This is a genomic window from Vibrio ichthyoenteri ATCC 700023, assembly GCF_000222605.1.
GTDB classification, from domain to species: domain Bacteria; phylum Pseudomonadota; class Gammaproteobacteria; order Enterobacterales; family Vibrionaceae; genus Vibrio; species Vibrio ichthyoenteri.
Map to the genome: position 1 here is coordinate 1 of NZ_AFWF01000033.1, position 19,156 is coordinate 19,156.

General features: G+C 46.2%; 17 protein-coding genes and 1 pseudogene. 6 read left to right on the plus strand and 12 right to left on the minus strand.

The window, feature by feature from the left end; translation table 11 throughout:
• Positions 1-304, plus strand: a pseudogene (locus RH85_RS03770) (hypothetical protein); the annotation flags it as partial.
• A gap of 64 nt (positions 305-368) precedes the next feature.
• On the opposite strand, the gene RH85_RS03775 reads toward RH85_RS03770, so the two are convergent.
• Complete coding sequence (locus RH85_RS03775; RefSeq protein WP_006710871.1) at positions 369-2,372, minus strand: NADPH-dependent 2,4-dienoyl-CoA reductase; 2,004 nt, start codon at positions 2,370-2,372, stop codon at positions 369-371.
• A 336-nt stretch (positions 2,373-2,708) separates the two neighbouring features.
• Here RH85_RS03775 and sppA point away from each other — a divergent pair, with 336 nt between their 5' ends.
• The 3 genes from sppA to RH85_RS03790 all read left to right on the plus strand — a co-directional run bounded on the left by sppA (position 2,709) and on the right by RH85_RS03790 (position 6,703).
• Positions 2,709-4,559 carry a signal peptide peptidase SppA gene (gene sppA, locus RH85_RS03780; RefSeq protein ID WP_006710872.1) on the plus strand — a complete coding sequence of 617 codons (1,851 nt, stop codon included), beginning with the start codon at positions 2,709-2,711 and terminating at the stop codon, positions 4,557-4,559.
• A 145-nt stretch (positions 4,560-4,704) separates the two neighbouring features.
• Positions 4,705-5,721, plus strand: a complete 1,017-nt coding sequence (ansA, locus tag RH85_RS03785) for an asparaginase (protein ID WP_006710873.1) — start codon at positions 4,705-4,707, stop codon at positions 5,719-5,721.
• Between the two features lie 151 nt (positions 5,722-5,872).
• On the plus strand, positions 5,873-6,703 hold the full coding sequence (locus tag RH85_RS03790; protein ID WP_006710874.1) for a CPBP family intramembrane glutamic endopeptidase: 831 nt from the start codon (positions 5,873-5,875) through the stop codon (positions 6,701-6,703).
• Between the two features lie 52 nt (positions 6,704-6,755).
• On the opposite strand, the gene RH85_RS03795 is transcribed toward RH85_RS03790, so the two are convergent.
• From RH85_RS03795 to RH85_RS03820, 6 genes are all read right to left on the minus strand, one after another.
• Positions 6,756-7,634, minus strand: a complete 879-nt coding sequence (locus RH85_RS03795) for a DMT family transporter (RefSeq protein WP_006710875.1) — start codon at positions 7,632-7,634, stop codon at positions 6,756-6,758.
• 134 nt (positions 7,635-7,768) lie between these two features.
• Entirely contained in the window at positions 7,769-8,323 is a 555-nt protein-coding gene (locus tag RH85_RS03800) for a sugar O-acetyltransferase (protein ID WP_006710876.1), read from the minus strand.
• A gap of 218 nt (positions 8,324-8,541) precedes the next feature.
• Positions 8,542-9,849, minus strand: a complete 1,308-nt coding sequence (serS, locus tag RH85_RS03805) for a serine--tRNA ligase (protein ID WP_006710877.1) — start codon at positions 9,847-9,849, stop codon at positions 8,542-8,544.
• 91 nt (positions 9,850-9,940) lie between these two features.
• Positions 9,941-11,290, minus strand: coding sequence for a replication-associated recombination protein A (locus RH85_RS03810; RefSeq protein ID WP_006710878.1), 1,350 nt, complete (start codon positions 11,288-11,290; stop codon positions 9,941-9,943).
• Between the two features lie 3 nt (positions 11,291-11,293).
• Positions 11,294-11,890: an outer membrane lipoprotein periplasmic chaperone LolA gene (lolA, locus tag RH85_RS22575; RefSeq protein WP_006710879.1), complete on the minus strand. Its 597-nt coding sequence runs from the start codon at positions 11,888-11,890 to the stop codon at positions 11,294-11,296.
• An 85-nt stretch (positions 11,891-11,975) separates the two neighbouring features.
• Complete coding sequence (locus RH85_RS03820) at positions 11,976-12,590, minus strand: YecA family protein (protein ID WP_006710880.1); 615 nt, start codon at positions 12,588-12,590, stop codon at positions 11,976-11,978.
• A gap of 202 nt (positions 12,591-12,792) precedes the next feature.
• Between RH85_RS03820 and RH85_RS03825 the strand changes: the two genes are divergently transcribed.
• Together RH85_RS03825 and dusC are read left to right on the plus strand one after the other, a co-directional pair.
• Entirely contained in the window at positions 12,793-13,365 is a 573-nt protein-coding gene (locus RH85_RS03825; RefSeq protein ID WP_006710881.1) for a prepilin-type N-terminal cleavage/methylation domain-containing protein, read from the plus strand.
• 43 nt (positions 13,366-13,408) lie between these two features.
• Positions 13,409-14,359 (plus strand): tRNA dihydrouridine(16) synthase DusC, encoded by a 951-nt coding sequence (gene dusC, locus RH85_RS03830; protein WP_006710882.1) that lies wholly within the window; start codon positions 13,409-13,411, stop codon positions 14,357-14,359.
• Between the two features lie 122 nt (positions 14,360-14,481).
• Here dusC and RH85_RS03835 read toward each other — a convergent pair whose 3' ends face one another.
• The 5 genes from RH85_RS03835 to RH85_RS03855 all read right to left on the minus strand — a co-directional run.
• A complete protein-coding gene (locus RH85_RS03835) occupies positions 14,482-15,276 on the minus strand; it encodes an ABC transporter ATP-binding protein (RefSeq protein ID WP_006710883.1) in 795 nt (264 codons plus the stop codon).
• On the minus strand, positions 15,273-16,208 hold the full coding sequence (locus RH85_RS03840; protein WP_006710884.1) for an ABC transporter permease: 936 nt from the start codon (positions 16,206-16,208) through the stop codon (positions 15,273-15,275). Before RH85_RS03840 ends, RH85_RS03835 begins: the two co-directional genes overlap by 4 nt.
• A 103-nt stretch (positions 16,209-16,311) precedes the next feature.
• Complete coding sequence (locus RH85_RS03845) at positions 16,312-17,277, minus strand: ABC transporter substrate-binding protein (RefSeq protein ID WP_006710885.1); 966 nt, start codon at positions 17,275-17,277, stop codon at positions 16,312-16,314.
• Between the two features lie 231 nt (positions 17,278-17,508).
• The gene (locus RH85_RS03850; RefSeq protein WP_006710886.1) at positions 17,509-18,711 is read right to left on the minus strand and encodes a methyltransferase; all 1,203 of its coding nucleotides are present in this window, start codon (positions 18,709-18,711) and stop codon (positions 17,509-17,511) included.
• Between the two features lie 68 nt (positions 18,712-18,779).
• Positions 18,780-19,156 (minus strand): LysR substrate-binding domain-containing protein (locus RH85_RS03855; RefSeq protein ID WP_006710887.1); only part of this gene is annotated, 377 nt, incomplete at its 5' end.

The following is a 19,156-nucleotide window of genomic DNA, read 5'->3' on the forward strand; positions in this document are numbered from 1 at the left end:
TACGCCTATCGTAGGCGATATTTATAACCAATGGCTCATCCCAACCGATGTCTGGATTGAAACTTATGGCAACTTGCCAACATCGACGGAATTCCAATCGTTCAAACGTATCACGACCATCAAAGCGATTAAGATCGATGACAATATGCTTAACCTTTTGGGTAGCACAGATGGTAAAACGGCCGTCATTAAAGTCAGCTGGGATGATAAAGGCATGAAGGTTTACAAAGATGGTTATCTAGCCGATTACGAATACGGCATTGCGCCAAAAGAAATGCAAGAAAACTACGAACTGGCGAAATAACCCCATTCCTAAAACAAAAATCCCTCACATTCGAGGGATTTTAATTTTATTGCGACCGATTCGATTACAGCTTCAACCCCAGCTCAACGCCCTGACGAATAGCGCGAACCGCATCCAGCTCACCGGCATGATCTGCACCGCCAATTACGTGCAACCGGTCACCAAACTGCTGCCATTGTGCCTCAAAAGGTCGTACCGATTCTTGCCCGGCACATATCACGACTTTATCGGCCGCAATCAATTGTGCCTGTCCATCAAGTTCAATGTGTAGCCCTTGAGCATCAATCGCTTGATAATCAACGCCGCCCAGCAAATGAACACCGCGCTTTTCTAATGTCCGCTTGTGAATCCAACCGGTGGTTTTGCCCGGCCCTTTGCCAACTCTACCTTTGCGGCGCTGTAATACCCACACTTCAGTATCACTCGACGTGTCTGGGAATGGGTAGAGGCCTCCGGGGTGAGCGATGTCTTTATCAATCCCCCAATCGTGTAACCAGTCATCGAGCTGATTATCTTGTGGCTCGGTGATCATGGTTGCAATATCAACACCAATCCCTCCTGCACCAACAATCGCAACTTTACTGCCTAAAAAGGTTTTCTCTTTGATCAGCGTTTGGTAGTCGATAACTTTGTCAGGATTATTGATACCTTGAATATCCACATTGCGTGGTTTCACACCGGATGCCATGATCACTTCGTCGTATTCTTTAAGTAAGTCAAAGTCGGCTTCGGTTTCCAAATGCAATTTCACGCCCGTCTCATCGATTTGATTGGCAAAGTAACGGATCGTCTCACGAAACTCTTCTTTACCCGGTATTTGCATCGCGAGGCGAAATTGCCCGCCAATCCTGTCGCTACGCTCAAACAAATCCACCTGATGGCCTCGTCGAGCTAATGTTGTGGCACAGGCAAGCCCTGCTGGCCCAGCCCCAACCACGGCAACACTCTTCGTTGTAGTGGCACTCTGTTCCACCAGCTCGGTTTCACGGCATGCATAAGGGTTCACCAAACAACTGGCGCGTTTGCCTTTGAATACATTGTCTAAACACGCTTGGTTACAGCCAATGCAAGTATTGATCAAATGCGCTTGCTGCTTCTCGGCCTTAATGACGAAATCAGCATCGGCGAGAAATGGTCTTGCCATAGAGACCATATCCGCTTGGCCGGATGCCAAAATACGTTCGGCTTCTTCAGGAGTGTTAATTCGATTACAAGTCACAATAGGCACCGATACATGAGGACGAACCTTTTCCGTCACCCAGGTAAACGCGCCGCGGGGTACTTGGGTTGCAATGGTGGGAATACGCGCTTCGTGCCAACCGATGCCAGTATTAATAATAGTGACACCCGCTTGTTCCAGTGCCTTTGCCAGCTCAATCACTTCATCAAAAGTGCTGCCTTGCTCAACCAAATCAAGCATCGATAAACGGAAAATAATGATAAAGCGCTCGCCAACTGCCTGACGTATCGCCTTAACAATTTCGAGCGGAAAACGCATACGATTTTGGTAACTGCCCCCCCACTCATCATAACGATTGTTAGTACGCTGACAGATAAATTGGTTAATCAAGTACCCCTCAGAGCCCATCACTTCAACCCCATCGTAACCGGCTTGCTGAGCCAGTTTGGCACTGTTGGCAAAAGCATCGATGGTGTTGAGAATCTGTCTTTCACTCATTTCACTCGGCGCAAAACGGGCGATAGGCGCTTTAATAGCAGAAGCACTTTGCGCGAATGGGTGCATGGCATAACGACCAGCATGCAGTAATTGCAAGGCAATTTTGCCGCCATGTTGATGGACAGCCTCGGTCACCACACGATGCGCTTCGGCATGCTTTGCTTTACTAAACTCGGCGCTAAACGGGTGTAAACGACCGCGTAAATTTGGAGAGAACCCGCCTGTTACGATAAGGCCAACGCCACCTTTTGCTCGTTCGGCATAAAAAGCCGCAAGCTTATCAAGACCTCGCTTGTCTTCTTCCAATCCGGTGTGCATTGATCCCATCAAGACGCGATTACGTAACTCTGTAAAACCAAGATCAAGCGGTTTGAGCAAATTCGGATACATAACAGACACTCTCTTTATTGGGCTGGTCTGACCACAATATGCATAAGCAACACAAAAATCAAACATGCGTTTACATTTTTGAAACATCAGTCAAGTTATCACTGCGGAACCATCAATCACTGCTGCAACCGACGACTGATTGACTAAATTTATATTTGAAACTGCTTAATCGATCTGGCTTGCATCTATGAGTTTCAGTAGGATGTAGTTATAAACTAGGAATTTAGCGGCTATTTGTCATCGCCTGACGCGAATAAATTCCGCATTCCCGACATTAAGCCATTTGGTTTTTGTAAAGGGCACTTTGGTTACCTGTGCATGCACAGCGGAGAAACAATGAAAACAATCTTTAAGTATATAGGCCTACTTTTTAAAGGTATTTGGAAGCTAATCACCTTTGTTCGTTTGGCCATCGCTAATCTTCTTTTTCTCGTTGTGATTGCAACTCTTTACTTCATTTACTCTGGGGCCGAATCACCAGAGCCAATACAGCAACAACCATCAGCCTTGATCATCAATCTTTCGGGGCCGATCGTTGAGCAGTCTAAGTACAGCAATCCCCTCGACTCATTAAGTAGCTCTCTGTTCGGTAATGACTTACCACGTGAGAATGTTTTGTTCGACATCGTTGACACCGTTCGTCGCGCCAAAGATGATCCTTTGATTACAGGCATCGTTCTATCGCTGGGCGACATGCCAGAAACAAACTTAACCAAACTACGTTATATCGCAAAATCGCTCAACGAGTTCAAAGCATCGGGTAAGCCGATTTATGCGGTGGGCGACTTCTTCAACCAAAGCCAATATTACTTAGCCAGCTATGCCGATAAGATTTACCTAGCACCAGATGGCGCGGTCATGATCAAGGGTTATAGTGCCTACTCTATGTACTATAAAACCCTACTAGAAAAGTTAGACATCAATACGCATGTTTTCCGTGTCGGTACTTACAAATCGGCCATTGAGCCGTTTATCCGTGATGACATGTCACAAGAAGCAAAAGAGTCTGCCTCTTTGTGGTTAGGACAATTGTGGGGCGCATACGTGGATGATGTCGCCACCAACCGTTCTATTGATTCCGCAACACTGAATCCTACGATGGATGATTTTCTGGCCCAGCTTAAAGAAGCCAAGGGCGATTTAGCGGCACTGTCTTTAAAAACCGGCCTAGTGGATCAATTAGCCACGCGTCAGCAAGTACGCAAAGACATGATCGACGTATTTGGCAGTGACGGCGAAGATAGCTACCACTACATTGATTACTATGAATACGCGGCGACTGCACAACCCAACTTCAACCCTCACAGTGATGACGTAGCCGTGGTAGTCGCGAGTGGCGCCATTATGGATGGCGTTCAACCTCGCGGATCTGTCGGCGGTGACACTGTCGCTTATTTATTGCGCGAAGCGCGTAATGATAACAAGGTAAAGGCGGTGGTACTGCGCGTTGATAGCCCGGGTGGCAGCGCTTTTGCTTCTGAAGTGATTCGCAATGAAATTGAAGCACTCAAAGAAGCGGGTAAACCGGTTGTTGTCTCAATGTCGAGCCTCGCAGCCTCTGGCGGTTATTGGATTTCAACCAGTGCAGATCGTATTGTTGCCCAACCAACGACACTCACCGGTTCTATCGGTATCTTCAGTGTGATTACGACTTTTGAAAAAGGTCTCAACAATATTGGCGTCTATACCGATGGTGTCGGCACATCACCATTTTCGGGCATCGGTATTACTACCGGTATTCCTGACAAAGCTGCAGACGCATTCCAATTAGGCATCGAGCATGGTTACAGCCGCTTTATCAATTTGGTGAGCCAAAGTCGCAACATCGCCTTAGATAAGATGGATGGTATTGCCGAAGGGCGAGTATGGACGGGTCAAGATGCATTACGCCTTGGTTTAGTTGATAAAATGGGTGATTTCGATGACGCCGTCGCTCTGGCTGCTGAACTGGCTAAATTAGATAGCTACAACATCTACTGGGTCGAAGAGCCTCTCTCGCCAGCGCAGCAATTTATGCAAGAGTTTATGAATCAAGTTCAAGTATCACTTGGCCTAGATGTCACTGCACTATTGCCGTCATCATTACAACCCGTCGCTCAACAATTGAACCAAGATGCAAGCTTGCTACAGAGCTTCAATGACCCGAAAGGTCAATACGCATTTTGTTTGAATTGCCAAGTTCAGTAACGGTACATAATCTGTTCAATTGACCAGATTACCAACAAGTTAAACCATAAAGGGGCATTCGCTGTAGGCAGTGCCCCTTTTTATTGGCTAATATTTCGTTATAATCCTCGGCTCTGTTCCCCCTACACTTCACTGGTTTCGAGCAATGGTAAGAAAACACATTTATATCGCCTATACTGGCGGCACCATTGGTATGCAGAAGTCATATGACCACGGCTATGTGCCGGTTGCAGGCTTTATGGAAAAGCAGCTTGCAAGCATGCCAGAGTTTCATCGCCCGGAAATGCCGGAATTTACCATCCATGAATATGATCCACTGATCGACTCATCAGATATGACGCCAGCTGACTGGCAACAAATCGCCGATGATATTCGTGCCAACTACGATAAGTATGATGGTTTCGTTATCCTGCATGGTACCGATACGATGGCGTATACCGCCTCAGCTCTCTCTTTCATGCTCGAAAACCTTGGCAAACCAGTGATTGTAACCGGCTCACAGATCCCATTGGCTGAGCTGCGTTCAGATGGCCAAGCGAATCTGCTTAATGCTCTGCATATTGCGGCCAACTACCCTATCAATGAAGTGACCTTATTTTTCAATAATAAGTTGATGCGCGGTAACCGCAGCACTAAATCACACGCTGACGGTTTTAACGCATTCACCTCACCAAACCTGCCACCACTGCTTGAAGCGGGTATCAACATTCAAATCAGCAATGATATTACGGTTGATGCGCAGCCTGAGGGTGAATTTAAGGTTCATGACATCACCCCACAACCGATTGGCGTGATCACCATGTATCCTGGTATTTCGCATGAAGTAATCCGCAATACACTGATGCAGCCCGTTAATGCGATGATTTTGCTCACCTTTGGGGTCGGTAATGCACCACAGAACCCAGATTTACTCGCACATTTAAAAGACGCGTCAGAGCGTGGTGTGATCGTAGTAAACCTAACCCAATGTTTAGCGGGTAAAGTCAACATGGGTGGTTACGCAACAGGTTGTGCATTGGCTGAAGCTGGTGTTATCAGCGGTTTTGATATGACGCCTGAAGCAGCGCTCGCCAAGCTGCATTACCTACTCAGCCAAGGTTTAAGCTACGAACAAGTTAAGCAACAAATGCAACAAGTATTGCGCGGTGAGATGAGCTTATAACGCGCTTTCGTCAAGTATAAAAAGCCGGCAATCATGCCGGTTTTTTTATGGCAGCAAGCTCACTATTTGTCATTCAAATAATGATATCTGCTTGTCGATATTACACTTCCCAAGCATGATGATTTACCTAAATACAAATGCGAATCAATTTATGTTTTACGACCCATCTATTTGGCTCTGGCTGGTGCTAGCTGCAGCAATAATTGCCGCTTTTGCTCGGCATCATATCGCGACTATTAGTCTGCTTGTAAGCTCACTAGTAGCAGCGATTTATTATGACCGCCTCACCCTTATCACAGCAGGCACAATTGCGGTGGTATTTGTCATTGCCTGGCTAATACGCCAACACCCAAGCCGGTATAAACCATTTGCTGTATTGTTTTTAGTGGTTTGGAGCATTGCTTTGTTTCTTCACCAAATTCCTGGATTTGACAACCTGCAAGTGCTTCATAACGCAATCTCCGGCCCACAGAGCCAACCGTTTTCAATGTATCTAAACCTTGATAAACCTTTGGCATTCTTTACTTTACTGCTTGCCTACCCGGCTTTACTTGGCACTGCGCGCACAATTAATAAACCCGCAATCATTACCACTTTGCTGGCGCTATTTTCTTTGCTGCCGCTCGCCGTAGTGCTAGGTGCTCTAAAGTTCGAATTTTCAATTCCAACGTGGTGGTGGCTGTTTGCCATTAATAACTTACTCTTCACTTGTGTCGCAGAAGAAGCTCTTTTTCGAGGTTACATTCAACAACAACTGACAAATAAGCTTGGCATTTGGGGAGGGCTGATGATTGCAAGCGCCCTATTTGGGCTAGCGTATTTTTCGGGTGGTGTATTACTGATGCTTTTTGCCACGTTGGCAGGGATTGGCTACGGTTTAATCTTTCATCTCTCAGGACGTTTGTGGGCTGCCGTTCTCGCTCATTTTGCCTTTAATTTTTTACACCTGATTGTTTTTACCTACCCAATACTAAAAAGCTAAACCAATAAAGGCATCAATAATGATGCCTTTATGAAATGGTAAATAAACTTAGCTAGATCTTTTTACGCCGGATCGGCAACTTGCCATCGGTGCGATAGAGAATCAAAGAGAACAGAATCAATCCACAACCAATCAATTTATTGCGGGACAACTCTTCTCCGTACCAAATCACACTTAGAAAGACTGTCCATACCGGTTCTAAAATCATGATAAGCGCAGCGTTACCTGGGTTAATCTGCTTTTGTGCCATGGTTTGCATCACATAGCGCATTGCCGTCGCCAAAATAGTACTGGCTGCAAACCACCCCCAAATCGACGGTTCGATCGAAACTGGCACTGTTTCAAATAGTGCACTGGCAATCAAGCCAATCATCCCGGTGACAAACAACTGAATACAGGTCAACAACATGATCGGCAGGGTTTGGGAATATTTACTATTTATATTGAAATAAATCGCCAGCATGACCGCATTGAGTAAAAACCAAAACTGACTGGTTGAACCTTGCCAACCATCTTTCAGTGACAAAAAAGCTAAACCGGCAAAAGCAATCGGCAGCGAGAACCAAAAAATTCGCTTTGGTTTTTGTTTGAAGAGTATCCATGCCACGAATGGCACCATCAACATCGACAAACTGAGGATAAACGCCCCTTCTCCAAGCGTTTCACTGATGGAAATCGCATGAATCCAGCTCATCAACGCCATAGCCAACAAGCAGCCTACCGTCGCAGCAGAGCGTACATCATGCCAACTAGCACGACGTAACGCCTTATAACAAAACGGTAAGAGGCATAAAGAAGCGAGGGTAAACCTTAGCCCAACAAAACCAAAAGGTGGCAGTCCTTGGATTGCTTCTTTGGAGAAGATCCAACCGAACGCAGACAAGACCGTTGCGGAGACTAAAATTAAGACAGCTTTGCGTTCTGAATTCAAAATGATTTACTCGTTATTATGCGAAGACGGCATTCTTCATTTTTTGGCGATGATGCCAGTTTGCAAAAGCGAACGCGAGATGAGCAAAAATTCAATTCTCATTGCTTAAGAAAGCCTCTGATTACTATCAAGTATTACTCTTCAATCAAGCGACGAATTAATTTGGCGGGTGTTCCCCCATACAAACAATCCGGTTCTACGTTCTTATTCACAACCGAGTTGGCGGCAATCACCGAGCGAGCACCAATCGTGACGCCTTGATTTATGACTACGTTGCCGCCAATCCACACATCGTCTTCGACCACAATCGGCAGACACAGGGTTTCCCATTTCCGGCGACTCCGGTAATCCAGCGAATGGCTTGCTGTATAAAACTGAGCATTCGGCCCAATCAAAACATGGTCACCAATGGTGATCGGTGCTCCGTCGAGCATAGTGGCATTCATATTAATAAAGGTGTGGTGACCAATCGATACTGTTTGACCAAACTCACAAGAGAAAGGAGCTCGAATAATGCTATTTTCACCAAAAGAATTGAGCAATGCCGTTAAATGCTGCGCACGATGACACTCATCCGACGCTTGGTTAAATTTTGCCAGAAAATGAGCGGCCTGCTCTCTTACGCAATTAAGACTTTCATCGGCACCATCAAATAACTCTCCTTGAGTCATTTTTTCATATTCGGTCACATCACTCTCCTACTGCTTGAGCCTGCATTAAGTAGGGTTACCCCTCACGTATACGCACTGAGCATAGTGTCTTCAAGCAATCGCAACCATGTTTTATCTCGCAGATTGATAAAAATGACAATTATTTTACATCACATGATGCTGTTTCACTCAAACCTTAAATAACAGGCACAAAAAAACCGGCCACGAGAGCTGGTTTATCAATCTACCATCAGTGATTAACCGATGTATTCAGCACCGTTCATGTATTTCTGCAGTACTGCTGGGATGCGGATACGACCATCAGCTTCTTGGTTGTTTTCTAGGATAGCAACCATAGTACGACCTACCGCTAGGCCAGAACCGTTTAGCGTGTGAACCAATTCAGGTTTCTTCTCGCCTTTACGACGGAAGCGCGCTTGCATACGGCGAGCTTGGAAATCCCACATGTTAGAACAAGAAGAGATTTCACGGTAAGTTTCTTGTGCTGGTACCCAAACTTCTAAATCGTAAGTTTTGTGAGAACCGAAGCCCATATCACCAGTACAAAGCACAACTTTACGGTAAGGAAGTTCTAGCAACTGCAGTACTTTCTCAGCGTGACCCGTTAGCTCTTCTAGCGCAGCCATTGAATCTTCTGGTTTAGTGATTTGAACCAGTTCTACCTTGTCGAATTGGTGCATACGGATAAGACCACGAGTGTCACGGCCGTAAGAACCCGCTTCTGAACGGAAACATGGGGTGTGTGCAGTCATCTTAAGCGGCAGATCGGCTTCATCAGAAATCGTATCGCGCATTAAGTTAGTCACAGGCACTTCTGCGGTTGGGATCAAAGACAGTTTACGCGGCTCTTCGTCGTTCACTTTCTCTGTTAGCGGCTCAGTATGGAATAGATCTTTACCAAACTTTGGTAGCTGACCCGTACCAAACAAACTCTCTGAGTTTACTAGGTAAGGCACGTACATCTCAGTGTAGCCATGCTCTTCAGTATGAAGATCAAGCATAAACTGAGCAATAGCACGGTGTAGACGAGCAAACTGGCCTTTCATTACGATAAAGCGAGCGCCAGTAATTTTAACCGCACTTGCGAAATCTAGACCATCAGCCATTTCACCTAGGTCAACGTGATCTTTCAGTTCGAAGTCGTAAGCTTTTGGCTCACCCCAACGAGAGATCTCAACGTTGTCATTTTCATCTTTACCATCTGGCACTTCATCAGAAGGGATGTTTGGTAGAGAAAGCGTGATGTCGTCTAGTTGCGCCATTAAAGCGTCAAGTTCAGCTTTTTTCGCTTCTAAATCGCTACCTAGTGTACCGATTTGCTTTTTAATCTCTTCAGCACCCTCTTTATCACCAGCTGCCATTTTTTGGCCAATTTGCTTGGAGATGGAGTTACGCGTGGATTGTAAATTTTCAACTTCGACTTGAATCGACTTGCGTTGTTCTTCAAGGGTACGGATTGTCTCTACGTCTAGCTTAAAGCCACGGCGCGCCAGTTTAGCAGCTGTATCATCCAGCTCTGTACGAAGTAATTTAGAATCCAGCATTGTTAATCCTATGCTTTGAGTTGTGAAAACACGCGTACGTTCCACACACACGCGTTATATAATTTAACCGAATAAATGTATCCAAAAACGACTACTTTTCATAGCGCTTTTGTGGGCTATTTGCGTCTAAATTAGCCAAGTAATCTAACTTTTCGCCGATTTTGCTTTCTAAACCGCGATTGCTCGGCTGATAGTAACGTCGACCTAACATTTCCGGTGGCAAATATTGCTCGCCCGCGGCATAGGCTCCCGGCTCATCATGGGCGTAACGATACTCGGCGCCATAACCTAAATCTTTCATTAAATTGGTTGGTGCATTGCGTAAATGATGGGGAACTTCATACTCAGGCAAATTATGCGCATCGGTGAGAGCTTGTTTCCAAGCCGTATAAACCGCATTACTTTTTGGCGCACAAGCCAAATAGACAATCGCTTGAGCAATAGCACGCTCGCCTTCGGCAGGGCCAACACGAGTAAAGCAATCCCACGCTGAAATAGCAATTTGCATCGCTCGTGGATCGGCATTGCCGACGTCTTCAGAAGCAATGGCGAGCAATCGACGAACGATATACAAAGGATCACAACCTGCTGCCATCATGCGCGCAGCCCAATACAAAGCCGCATCAGGGTTTGAGCCACGAATAGACTTGTGTACCGCTGAAATAAGGTCGTACCAAATATCGCCTTTGTTGTCGAAACGAGAGACTTTTTCACCCGCAACTTCGGCCAGTAATGGCAACGTTATCTGTTTTACACCTTGCTCGTCTTCTTCCGCCATATCGTAGAGCAGTTCAAGGTAGTTGAGCGACATACGCGCATCACCATTGACCAGTTCTGCTAAACGGTCGAGGACATTATCCACAAACGTCGCAGCCACATCACCTAAGCCACGCTCTTTATCATCAATGGCTTGTTGCAATGCCAATTGAATATCTGCTGTCGCTAATGAGGTGAGTTTGTATACACGTGCCCGCGATAATAGTGCGTTATTGAGCTCGAAGGATGGATTTTCTGTGGTCGCGCCAATAAACGTCACCGTGCCATCTTCGATATGTGGCAGAAAGGCATCTTGCTGAGATTTATTAAAGCGATGCACCTCATCGACGAACAAAATGGTGCGGCGGCCTGCAAGCTTATTCTCGCGCGCTCGCTCGATAGCGGCACGAATCTCTTTAACCCCCGAAGTCACTGCCGAGACTCGCTCAACTTCCGCATTGGCGTAATTTGCGGCGACTTCAGCCAACGTTGTCTTACCGGTCCCCGGAGGTCCCCACAAAATCATCGAATGAATATGGCCCGCTTCTAACGCTCGACGCAGGGGCTTGCCGACACCCAAAATATGTTGTTGACCAATATACTGATCCAACGTTTCTGGGCGCATTCTTGCAGCAAGGGGACGAAAATCTTCGTCCCCTGAGAAATCAAATAAGTAGTTACTCAACGATTAATTCCTTTGGTCGTCAACCTCAACACCTTGCGGAATAGCAAAGGTAAAACGATCTGCGTTAGGCTTATTTAGGTCAATATTAGTAAAGCTAAAATTACTCGTTTGCCCATCTTGCTCTATCACGCGGAAACCTTTCACGGCACCTTTAGTATCAATTTCCAATTTAAACTGACCTTGATTGCTATCCAATGCCGTTGGCGTCAACGTAAAAATGTCACCTTGCTGGCTGACATGATAATTATCCCAGTCACTGGCGCGATTGCGAGTCAATAGAACAAAAGGGGTTTGTTCCGTTGCTTGCTCTTGCCAATAAATACTCACCTGTTCAATAAATGGGCTGTAATACCACAAGGTTTTGCCATCAGAAACTAAAACGTTTTCATCGGGCAGTGTGGTGGTCCAACGGAATAGACTCGGACGAGCAATTTCAACGTCTCCTTGACCTTCCATCACCACTTCACCTTCAGGGCTAACCACCTGCTGTGCAAAATCCGCACTGAATCCTTCGGTCTTTTGTAAACGGTCACTGAGTTCTTGTTGTGGCGTAGCCCAAACAGAGAAGCTGGTCAAAAGCAGTAGTAATGTTTTTTTCATTGTTTCATTCCTGAAATTGGTTCACCTGACGGTTATAGCGTGTCATCTAGCAAGTTATGACCGACGAAAGTCAGTTTCGTTGTGCTTATTTGCCACAACACTGCTTAAATTTTTTGCCGCTGTCACAACTACATGGGTCATTACGGCCAATCTGTTTGTATGGATTGACACTTTGGCCTTTAGCGCCAACTAAAGCTTCATCTGCTGCTAAAGCCACTTCATTGATCATCAAATCCAGTTGGTCGATGAAGTCGGCCAACGCCGGTGGCGTATCAATACCAGCTTGTTTCATCTGGGCTTGAGTTTGCTCTTGGTCAATCGCCAACATAAAGGTGGTGAGTAGAGCTTGCAGCATACGCATCGTACCATCACTAATATTGGTCTCTAGCCATTGAGTTTCAATGGTTGGCCACAGCGTCATAAAACCTTGAGCAAACTCAGCCAATTGTGCTTGCTGTGTTTCACCTTGGCTCAAATCAAGTAATGAATATTCGTTACATTTCAAAAAACTGTATTGATGATTGATCTGACCGACTATCACCTGATTAAGCTCGTCACTGCTGTCACCAAACACATCCTCTAACCAAGTTTCAGGTTGCAATGCTTTGGTCGCCATGTTGGCGGCGAGCACAACGCCCTCAACAAACATCGGTGATTCTTGGTGGGTAGTTTGGGTTAACGAAGCTAGTTGATATTTCATTACATTATTCATTTTAAAAATCTTGGTTGGTGATTATACCCTGCCGCCGCTCTTCGGTCACTGATTAGCAAGTCTAGCAAAACAAGATGAACCTCAGCTGAATCGAATAAATCTCACACAACTTTGACTTTTATTTTGTTTTAAATTGGCGCATTATTCGGCTGAAACAAATATTTACATTTATATTTGCTGCGAAAATACTATGAATAAGAATAATCAATCCGGCTTTACGCTCATAGAGCTGGTGGTGGTCATCGTGATCCTTGCAATCCTTACGGTGGTCGCATTTCCTCGCTTTAGCAGCTATCAAAGAGATGCGCATATAGCTCGAGCAGATACTGCGTTTGCTAGTTTTGAAAATGCGGTACAACTTTACCACTCAAAATGGTTAACCGAAGGCGAAACAAGTAGTGCTGTCGACTATGGTGAAGGCGATATCTACCCTTCATCCACAGGCTTCCCTATCTCCGTTGGCTATGCTCCTATCCAGCCAGGAAGCGCTACTTCAAATGCGATTCGAGGTGAGGACTGCGTCAGCTTGTGGCACGCCCTAACAAATAACGATTTAACCATAAGAGCCCAGCATGAAGATTCTGGCGCTGTATTACCCTCCTCCACGGATATTGTCAGCTGGTATACAGGCTCGAATCAGTGTTATTACTACTACACGCCCAGTTATACGAAGGATGAGAAGTTACCCATTCTCTATTACGAACCGCTCACCGGTAAACTGAAACAAACCACTGAACGGCCTTCCTTTAGTGACATTTACTAAGTGAAGCTCTAAAATCACGCCTCCCTAACTGGAGGCGTTTTTTATGCGAGTTGTTTTGGGCCCTATGGAGGGCGTTTTAGATCACCTAATGCGTGAGATTTTAACAGACATCAATGACTACGATCTGTGTGTCACTGAGTTTGTCCGCGTGGTCGATCAGCGCTTACCCGAACACGTCTTTAAGCGCCTTTGTCCTGAATTAGACCAAGGCTCGCAAACCAAATCGGGCGTGCCGGTCCACATTCAATTACTTGGGCAAGATCCACATTGGATGGCAGAAAATGCCGTGGTAGCTGCCGAACTTGGCGCTCGTGGTATTGATCTTAACTTTGGTTGTCCGGCCAAACTGGTCAACAAAAGTAAAGGGGGCGCAGCCTTATTACAGCACCCTGAACTGATTCATAGCGTAGTTAAAGCCTGTCGTGACGCCGTAGATAGTTCTATTCCGGTCACAGCAAAGATCCGCTTAGGTTGGGAAAACCCTAACGACTGCTTTGAGATTGTTAGTGCGATTGAATCTGCCGGAGCCAATGAACTGACGGTGCATGCACGCACCAAGTCGGGTGGTTACAAAGCCAGTGAAATCAAATGGGATTACATCAACCAAATTCGTCAACGCAGTTCTATTCCACTGATTGCCAATGGTGAAATTTGGGACTACCAAGCCGGCCAAGCATGTATTGAAACCACCGGTGTCGATTCCCTGATGGTGTGCCGTGGTGCATTCAACGTGCCAAACCTAGGTAACGTGGTTAAACATAACGCGGCCATCATGCCTTGGTCTGAAGTAGTGGCGTTGATGCTGGTTTACTCTCAATACGAGATGAAGGGCGATAAAGGTTTGTATTATCCAAATCGCATCAAGCAATGGTTCGCTTACTTACGCAATCAATATCCTGAAGCAGCAGATTTGTTCCGAGAAATTCGTACCTTCAACAAAGCGGAACCGATTGTTGAACGAATCAAACATTACCGCGATAGTTTGCACGCATAAGCGATGCGAGTTAACTGAGAGCTATATAACGAAAACCCATCAGAGCGCCCGCCATGATGGGTTTTTTGATCGGTCATCCAGCGATTTAATCAAATGGTTGTGACTGAGTTCGCTCTATATAGCTAACTTAGCAGCAAACTATCATCTGCCAGTTCTTCACCACGTACTTTGGAGAACATTTCGAGTAAATCCGGTACGGCCATATTGGCACGCTCTTCTCCGGCAACATCGAGGACAATCTCGCCCTGATGCAACATGACGGTGCGATCGCCACAAGCTAATGCATCTTTCATCGAATGCGTCACCATCATCACGGTAAGATTAAATTCACCGATAATGCGACGAGTTAAATCAAGCACAAAAGCCGCCATACGCGGATCGAGTGCGGCGGTATGCTCATCAAGCAGCAACAGTTTGCTGTCTGATAGGGTCGCCATCACCAAGCTAACGGCTTGGCGCTGACCTCCGGAAAGCAAACCAATATTGTCGCCAAGACGATCTTCCAAGCCAAGACCTAAAATACTGATTCTTTCTTGGAACAATTTACGGCGATTGGTTGAAAGTGAATGACTCCATCCGCGGTTTTTCCCGCGCATATAAGCCAAGGCCATATTCTCTTCAATCGTTAAATCACCACAGGTACCAGCGAGCGGATCTTGGAATACACGCGCACATTGACTAGCACGCTGTGCAACGGTTTGTCGAGTCACGTCAGACTCATCAATCAGTACTCTTCCACCGACAATCGGTGTTTCTCCAGTCACAGCACCAAGCAACGTCGACTTACCTGCACCATTTGAACCAATTACCGTTAAGAACTGATGCTCTGGCACTTCTAAATTAATGCCTTTTAGTGCTCGGTTTTCTAGCACCGTTCCGGGATTAAAAGTGACCTGAATATCTTCGAGACGAATCATACCGCTTCTCCTGATCCTTTGGTTTCTGTCTTCGCCACGGCGGACGAGCTACGCTTTTTTGCTCGCATATTACTCCTGATTTTCGGAGCAATCAGCGCCAGCGCGACTAATACCGCAGTGACAAGGTTCAGATCTGAGGCTTGCAAACCAAACATTCCTGAACTCAGAGCAAACGCAACCGCCAGCCTATAAAGAACCGAACCGACAATCACCGCCACCACCGCAATCCAAATTTTACGGCCTGGAATCAAGGTCTGTCCCAGAATAACCGCTGCCAAGCCAACCACTATTGTTCCCACGCCAGATGTCACATCAGCGAAGCTATTGGTTTGAGCAAACAGCGCGCCTGCAAAGCCGACAAAACCATTCGATAAGGCTAAACCAAAATAGGTGTAAAAAGAGGTGTTCCCGCCTTGAGCTGAAACCATGCGAGCATTGACACCGGTCGCGCGTAGACCAAGGCCAAAATCACTATTGAGCAAGCGCACCACAAACCAAGCTGAAATCAGCACTAAGACGCCCACTACTAAAGGACGAACGTACACCGGATCGGCTAATGCTTCAAATGGGGTTAGAATGGTTTCTTGGCCGAGCAGTGGGGTATTAGGCCCACCCATGATGCGAATATTGATCGAAAAAGCTGCGATCATAGTCAAGATGGAGGCTAATAAGTGCAAAATGCCACAGCGAACCGCTAAAAAAGCCGTTACCCAGCCAGTCATAGCGCCGGCAACAACCGCCATCGCCGTCGCAATCCAAGGGTTCATTCCGGCTACAATCGCCGTCGCCGCAACCGCGGCTCCCATTGGAAAGCTGCCATCAACACTCAAATCTGGAAAATCAAGTACGCGAAAAGTCAGGTAAACGCCTAGCGCCACCAAGCCATAAACAAGGCCAATTTCGAGCGCACCGAAAAATGCAAAAGCAGACATACGAACTCCCTTCTCTGCTTAATACCACGCTACTATGTTCGATATCCAAGCATGTAGATTGGTAAAATGGGCAATGAGACCATTGCCCTATCATTACGATGCTTTACTTAACGCTCGTAGCGCGATCTAAAACAGACTGTGGAATTTCAATACCTAGTGCTTTAGCGACTTTAGCGTTAACCACTAAATCTGAACCTTTCGCCACTTTGACATCTAAAGTCCCCGGCGCTTTGCCTTCTAGAATATCCGCAACGTAAGCGGCGGTTTGCACACCAACTTGATAGTAATCAAAGCCAAGTGCAGCAATGGCACCTTTCTCAACATAAGACGTAGCGCCACCTAAAACCGGCGTTTTCGATTGGTTTGCAGCGACAATCATGCCTTCAAAAGCACTGGCTACGGTATTGTCAGTCGCGGCATAAATAACATCTGATTTGGCAGCAATCACTTGCGTTGCTGACTGCACATCAGCACTCTTCAATGCGGTCGCTTCCACAATTTCAATACCGTGTTGTTGAGCGCTTTCTTTTAATAGATTCACCAAGGCGACCGCGTTTGCTTCACCTGGGTTGTACACCACACCAATCGTCTTAACATCCGGCAGTAATTCTTTAATCAATTCGACATGTTGAGCCACCGGTGACAGGTCCGACAGGCCGGTGACATTTTTTCCAGGTTGATCAAGTTGATTCACCAACTTAGCACCCACTGGATCGGTAACGGCAGTAAAGACCACTGGAATATCACGTGTAGCGGCAACCAAAGCTTGTGCGGTTGGCGTTGCAATGCCGACTAACACATCCGGTCGTTCACCGACAAACTGACGTGCAATTTGCACCGCAATCGCTGGATTACCTTGCGCCGTTTTATAGTCAAATTCGAGGTTTTTGCCTTGCTCATAACCGCGCGCTTTAAGGCCATCAATCAGACCCTCGCGAGTCGCATCCAACGCAGGATGCTCTACGATTTGTGAAACCGCGACCGTGGCAGTTTTGGCCATGATGCTGTGAGAAGAGAGTAATGCCGCACTCGCAAGAACGGCGGTTGCGATGACTTTGCCTGCTTTCATCTTAACTCCTTGATTTAAGCAATGGTTTGAATGTTGTGTGCCAATCGTGTTGGCTAATATTTTTGTTATATCTGCACACTTCTTGTGCGCATGGTTAATTATTACCAATTAGTAAAACAAATTGGAAGCAAGTTTTAACATTCAAACAACAAAAGGAGAGCTAAATGTTTATATTGTTCTCTCCTTGGCGAACTTTTTGAGTGTTTGTTTGGTCGTGGGCGATTGAGCTTATCAAACAGTGCCAGACTTTTGAGCCTGAATAAGCAAATTACGAGGGGTTATGTCACGGCGACAAAACTCTCGCACTTGAACGTGATAACCGTTTTGCTCCAAGTAGAGGGCTTTATCCAACACCAGCCAGAGTTCTAGAGCGCGCTTAAACAGTTGTTGAATTAAGCTCAATTTCTCCATTTGCCAATATCGCTGTGAACCTTGCTGCCAATAGGCATCAAAATCACATGGCGGTAACGTCAACCCTTTGTGCTGCGCTGCCCATTGGCAAAAGGCACTGAAACCATCCGCCAATTGCGACTTTTTAATACTTGGCACCGGTAGATAATGATCAAGGCCCAGTTCTTGTCTCAACAAAATATCTAGGCCAAGTCGATAGCTCATTTCTAACCAACGATGACGTTTAACCCGCTCGCCCCCTGTCACGAGTTCTTGCAATGGTATACGCAGTTCTGACTGGCTTAACTTCAGCGTTGAATCAATCGCGAGTGACGAAAGTGGACGGTATTGCTGCCCAGCAATAAGATGATAGCAACACGGTGAAATCGTCATGGCTGGCAATTGATGATCAACCCCCTTTTCGAGTAAGGAAACGTGTAAATCGCCACACGCGTGCAACGCTACAGCATGCTGGCTGGCATTAAAAATTTGCTCCACCTCATCGCTCAATGCGTCGCCCTGCACAAAGGTCATCGGTAACTGCTGTTTGTCTGCCTCTAGTTGGCCAGACTGACACAGCGGTGCTTGGTATTCTAAACTCGTGACTTTTTGTCGGCTTTGACTCGCTAAGATACGCCCTAAAAAACCCTTGCCAGAGCACCACTCAAGCCATTCCTCTCCTTGGTGGTTTTGCAATGCCGCTTCACCCATGGCGGTAATTTGCGAGAGTTTTCGCCCTGGAACACCACTGTCGACGCCACGGGCAAGATTAAGCCCGCTTAACGTTACCGAGGGCATAGCTAATTGCGCGAGAAGCTCTCGCATTGATGGAAAAAAGGGCGCAACAGCATCAACCAGAGCATTTTGATCTTGTTTATAGTGTTCAACCTGGTCGTCACTGAGATCTTGTAACCATTGACACAAAGCGGGATGACTTTGCTGCCAAGGTAAAGTGGAATGTTGTGAGACAAAAAATGGCTCAAAGCGCCAAAAATCTTGATGCTGAAGAAGGTATGTATCGATGGAGTGAAATAGAGCCTGCATGCTTCCCTCTAATGAGCCACGTTGCGAGGCGCTAAGTTTAGAGGGAAGTGATTCGATTTTGTAGTGAATTAACGCACCGGTAATTCAATATCTTTAAACATCTCTTCAATTTCAGCGCTCGACTTAAGCGATAACGCCTGTTCAACAACTGGACGCGTCAAATGAGGGGCGAAACGTACCATGAAATCAAACATGTAAGAGCGTAAGAACGTACCACGACGGAAGCCGATACTGGTGGTGCTGGCACTGAAGATATGACTGGCATCAATCGCCACCAAATCATGATCTTGTTCTTTATCAATCGCCATACTGGCAATAACACCAACCCCCATGCCCATACGAACATAAGTCTTAATTACGTCTGCATCCGTTGCCGTAAAGACCACTTTCGGCGTTAGGCCCACTTTGTTAAATGCCGTATCCAGCTCAGAGCGACCTGTAAAAC

Bases quoted from the DNA above. Each gene is read 5' to 3' on its own strand.
- RH85_RS03775 (WP_006710871.1), bottom strand. From the start codon at position 2,372: ATGTATCCGAATTTGCTCAAACCGCTTGATCTTGGTTTTACAGAGTTA.
- sppA (WP_006710872.1), top strand. From the start codon at position 2,709: ATGAAAACAATCTTTAAGTATATAGGCCTACTTTTTAAAGGTATTTGG.
- ansA (WP_006710873.1), top strand. From the start codon at position 4,705: ATGGTAAGAAAACACATTTATATCGCCTATACTGGCGGCACCATTGGT.
- RH85_RS03790 (WP_006710874.1), top strand. From the start codon at position 5,873: ATGTTTTACGACCCATCTATTTGGCTCTGGCTGGTGCTAGCTGCAGCA.
- serS (WP_006710877.1), bottom strand. From the start codon at position 9,849: ATGCTGGATTCTAAATTACTTCGTACAGAGCTGGATGATACAGCTGCT.
- lolA (WP_006710879.1), bottom strand. From the start codon at position 11,890: ATGAAAAAAACATTACTACTGCTTTTGACCAGCTTCTCTGTTTGGGCT.
- RH85_RS03820 (WP_006710880.1), bottom strand. From the start codon at position 12,590: ATGAAATATCAACTAGCTTCGTTAACCCAAACTACCCACCAAGAATCA.
- RH85_RS03825 (WP_006710881.1), top strand. From the start codon at position 12,793: ATGAATAAGAATAATCAATCCGGCTTTACGCTCATAGAGCTGGTGGTG.
- dusC (WP_006710882.1), top strand. From the start codon at position 13,409: ATGCGAGTTGTTTTGGGCCCTATGGAGGGCGTTTTAGATCACCTAATG.
- RH85_RS03835 (WP_006710883.1), bottom strand. From the start codon at position 15,276: ATGATTCGTCTCGAAGATATTCAGGTCACTTTTAATCCCGGAACGGTG.
- RH85_RS03840 (WP_006710884.1), bottom strand. From the start codon at position 16,208: ATGTCTGCTTTTGCATTTTTCGGTGCGCTCGAAATTGGCCTTGTTTAT.
- RH85_RS03845 (WP_006710885.1), bottom strand. From the start codon at position 17,277: ATGAAAGCAGGCAAAGTCATCGCAACCGCCGTTCTTGCGAGTGCGGCA.
- RH85_RS03850 (WP_006710886.1), bottom strand. From the start codon at position 18,711: ATGCAGGCTCTATTTCACTCCATCGATACATACCTTCTTCAGCATCAA.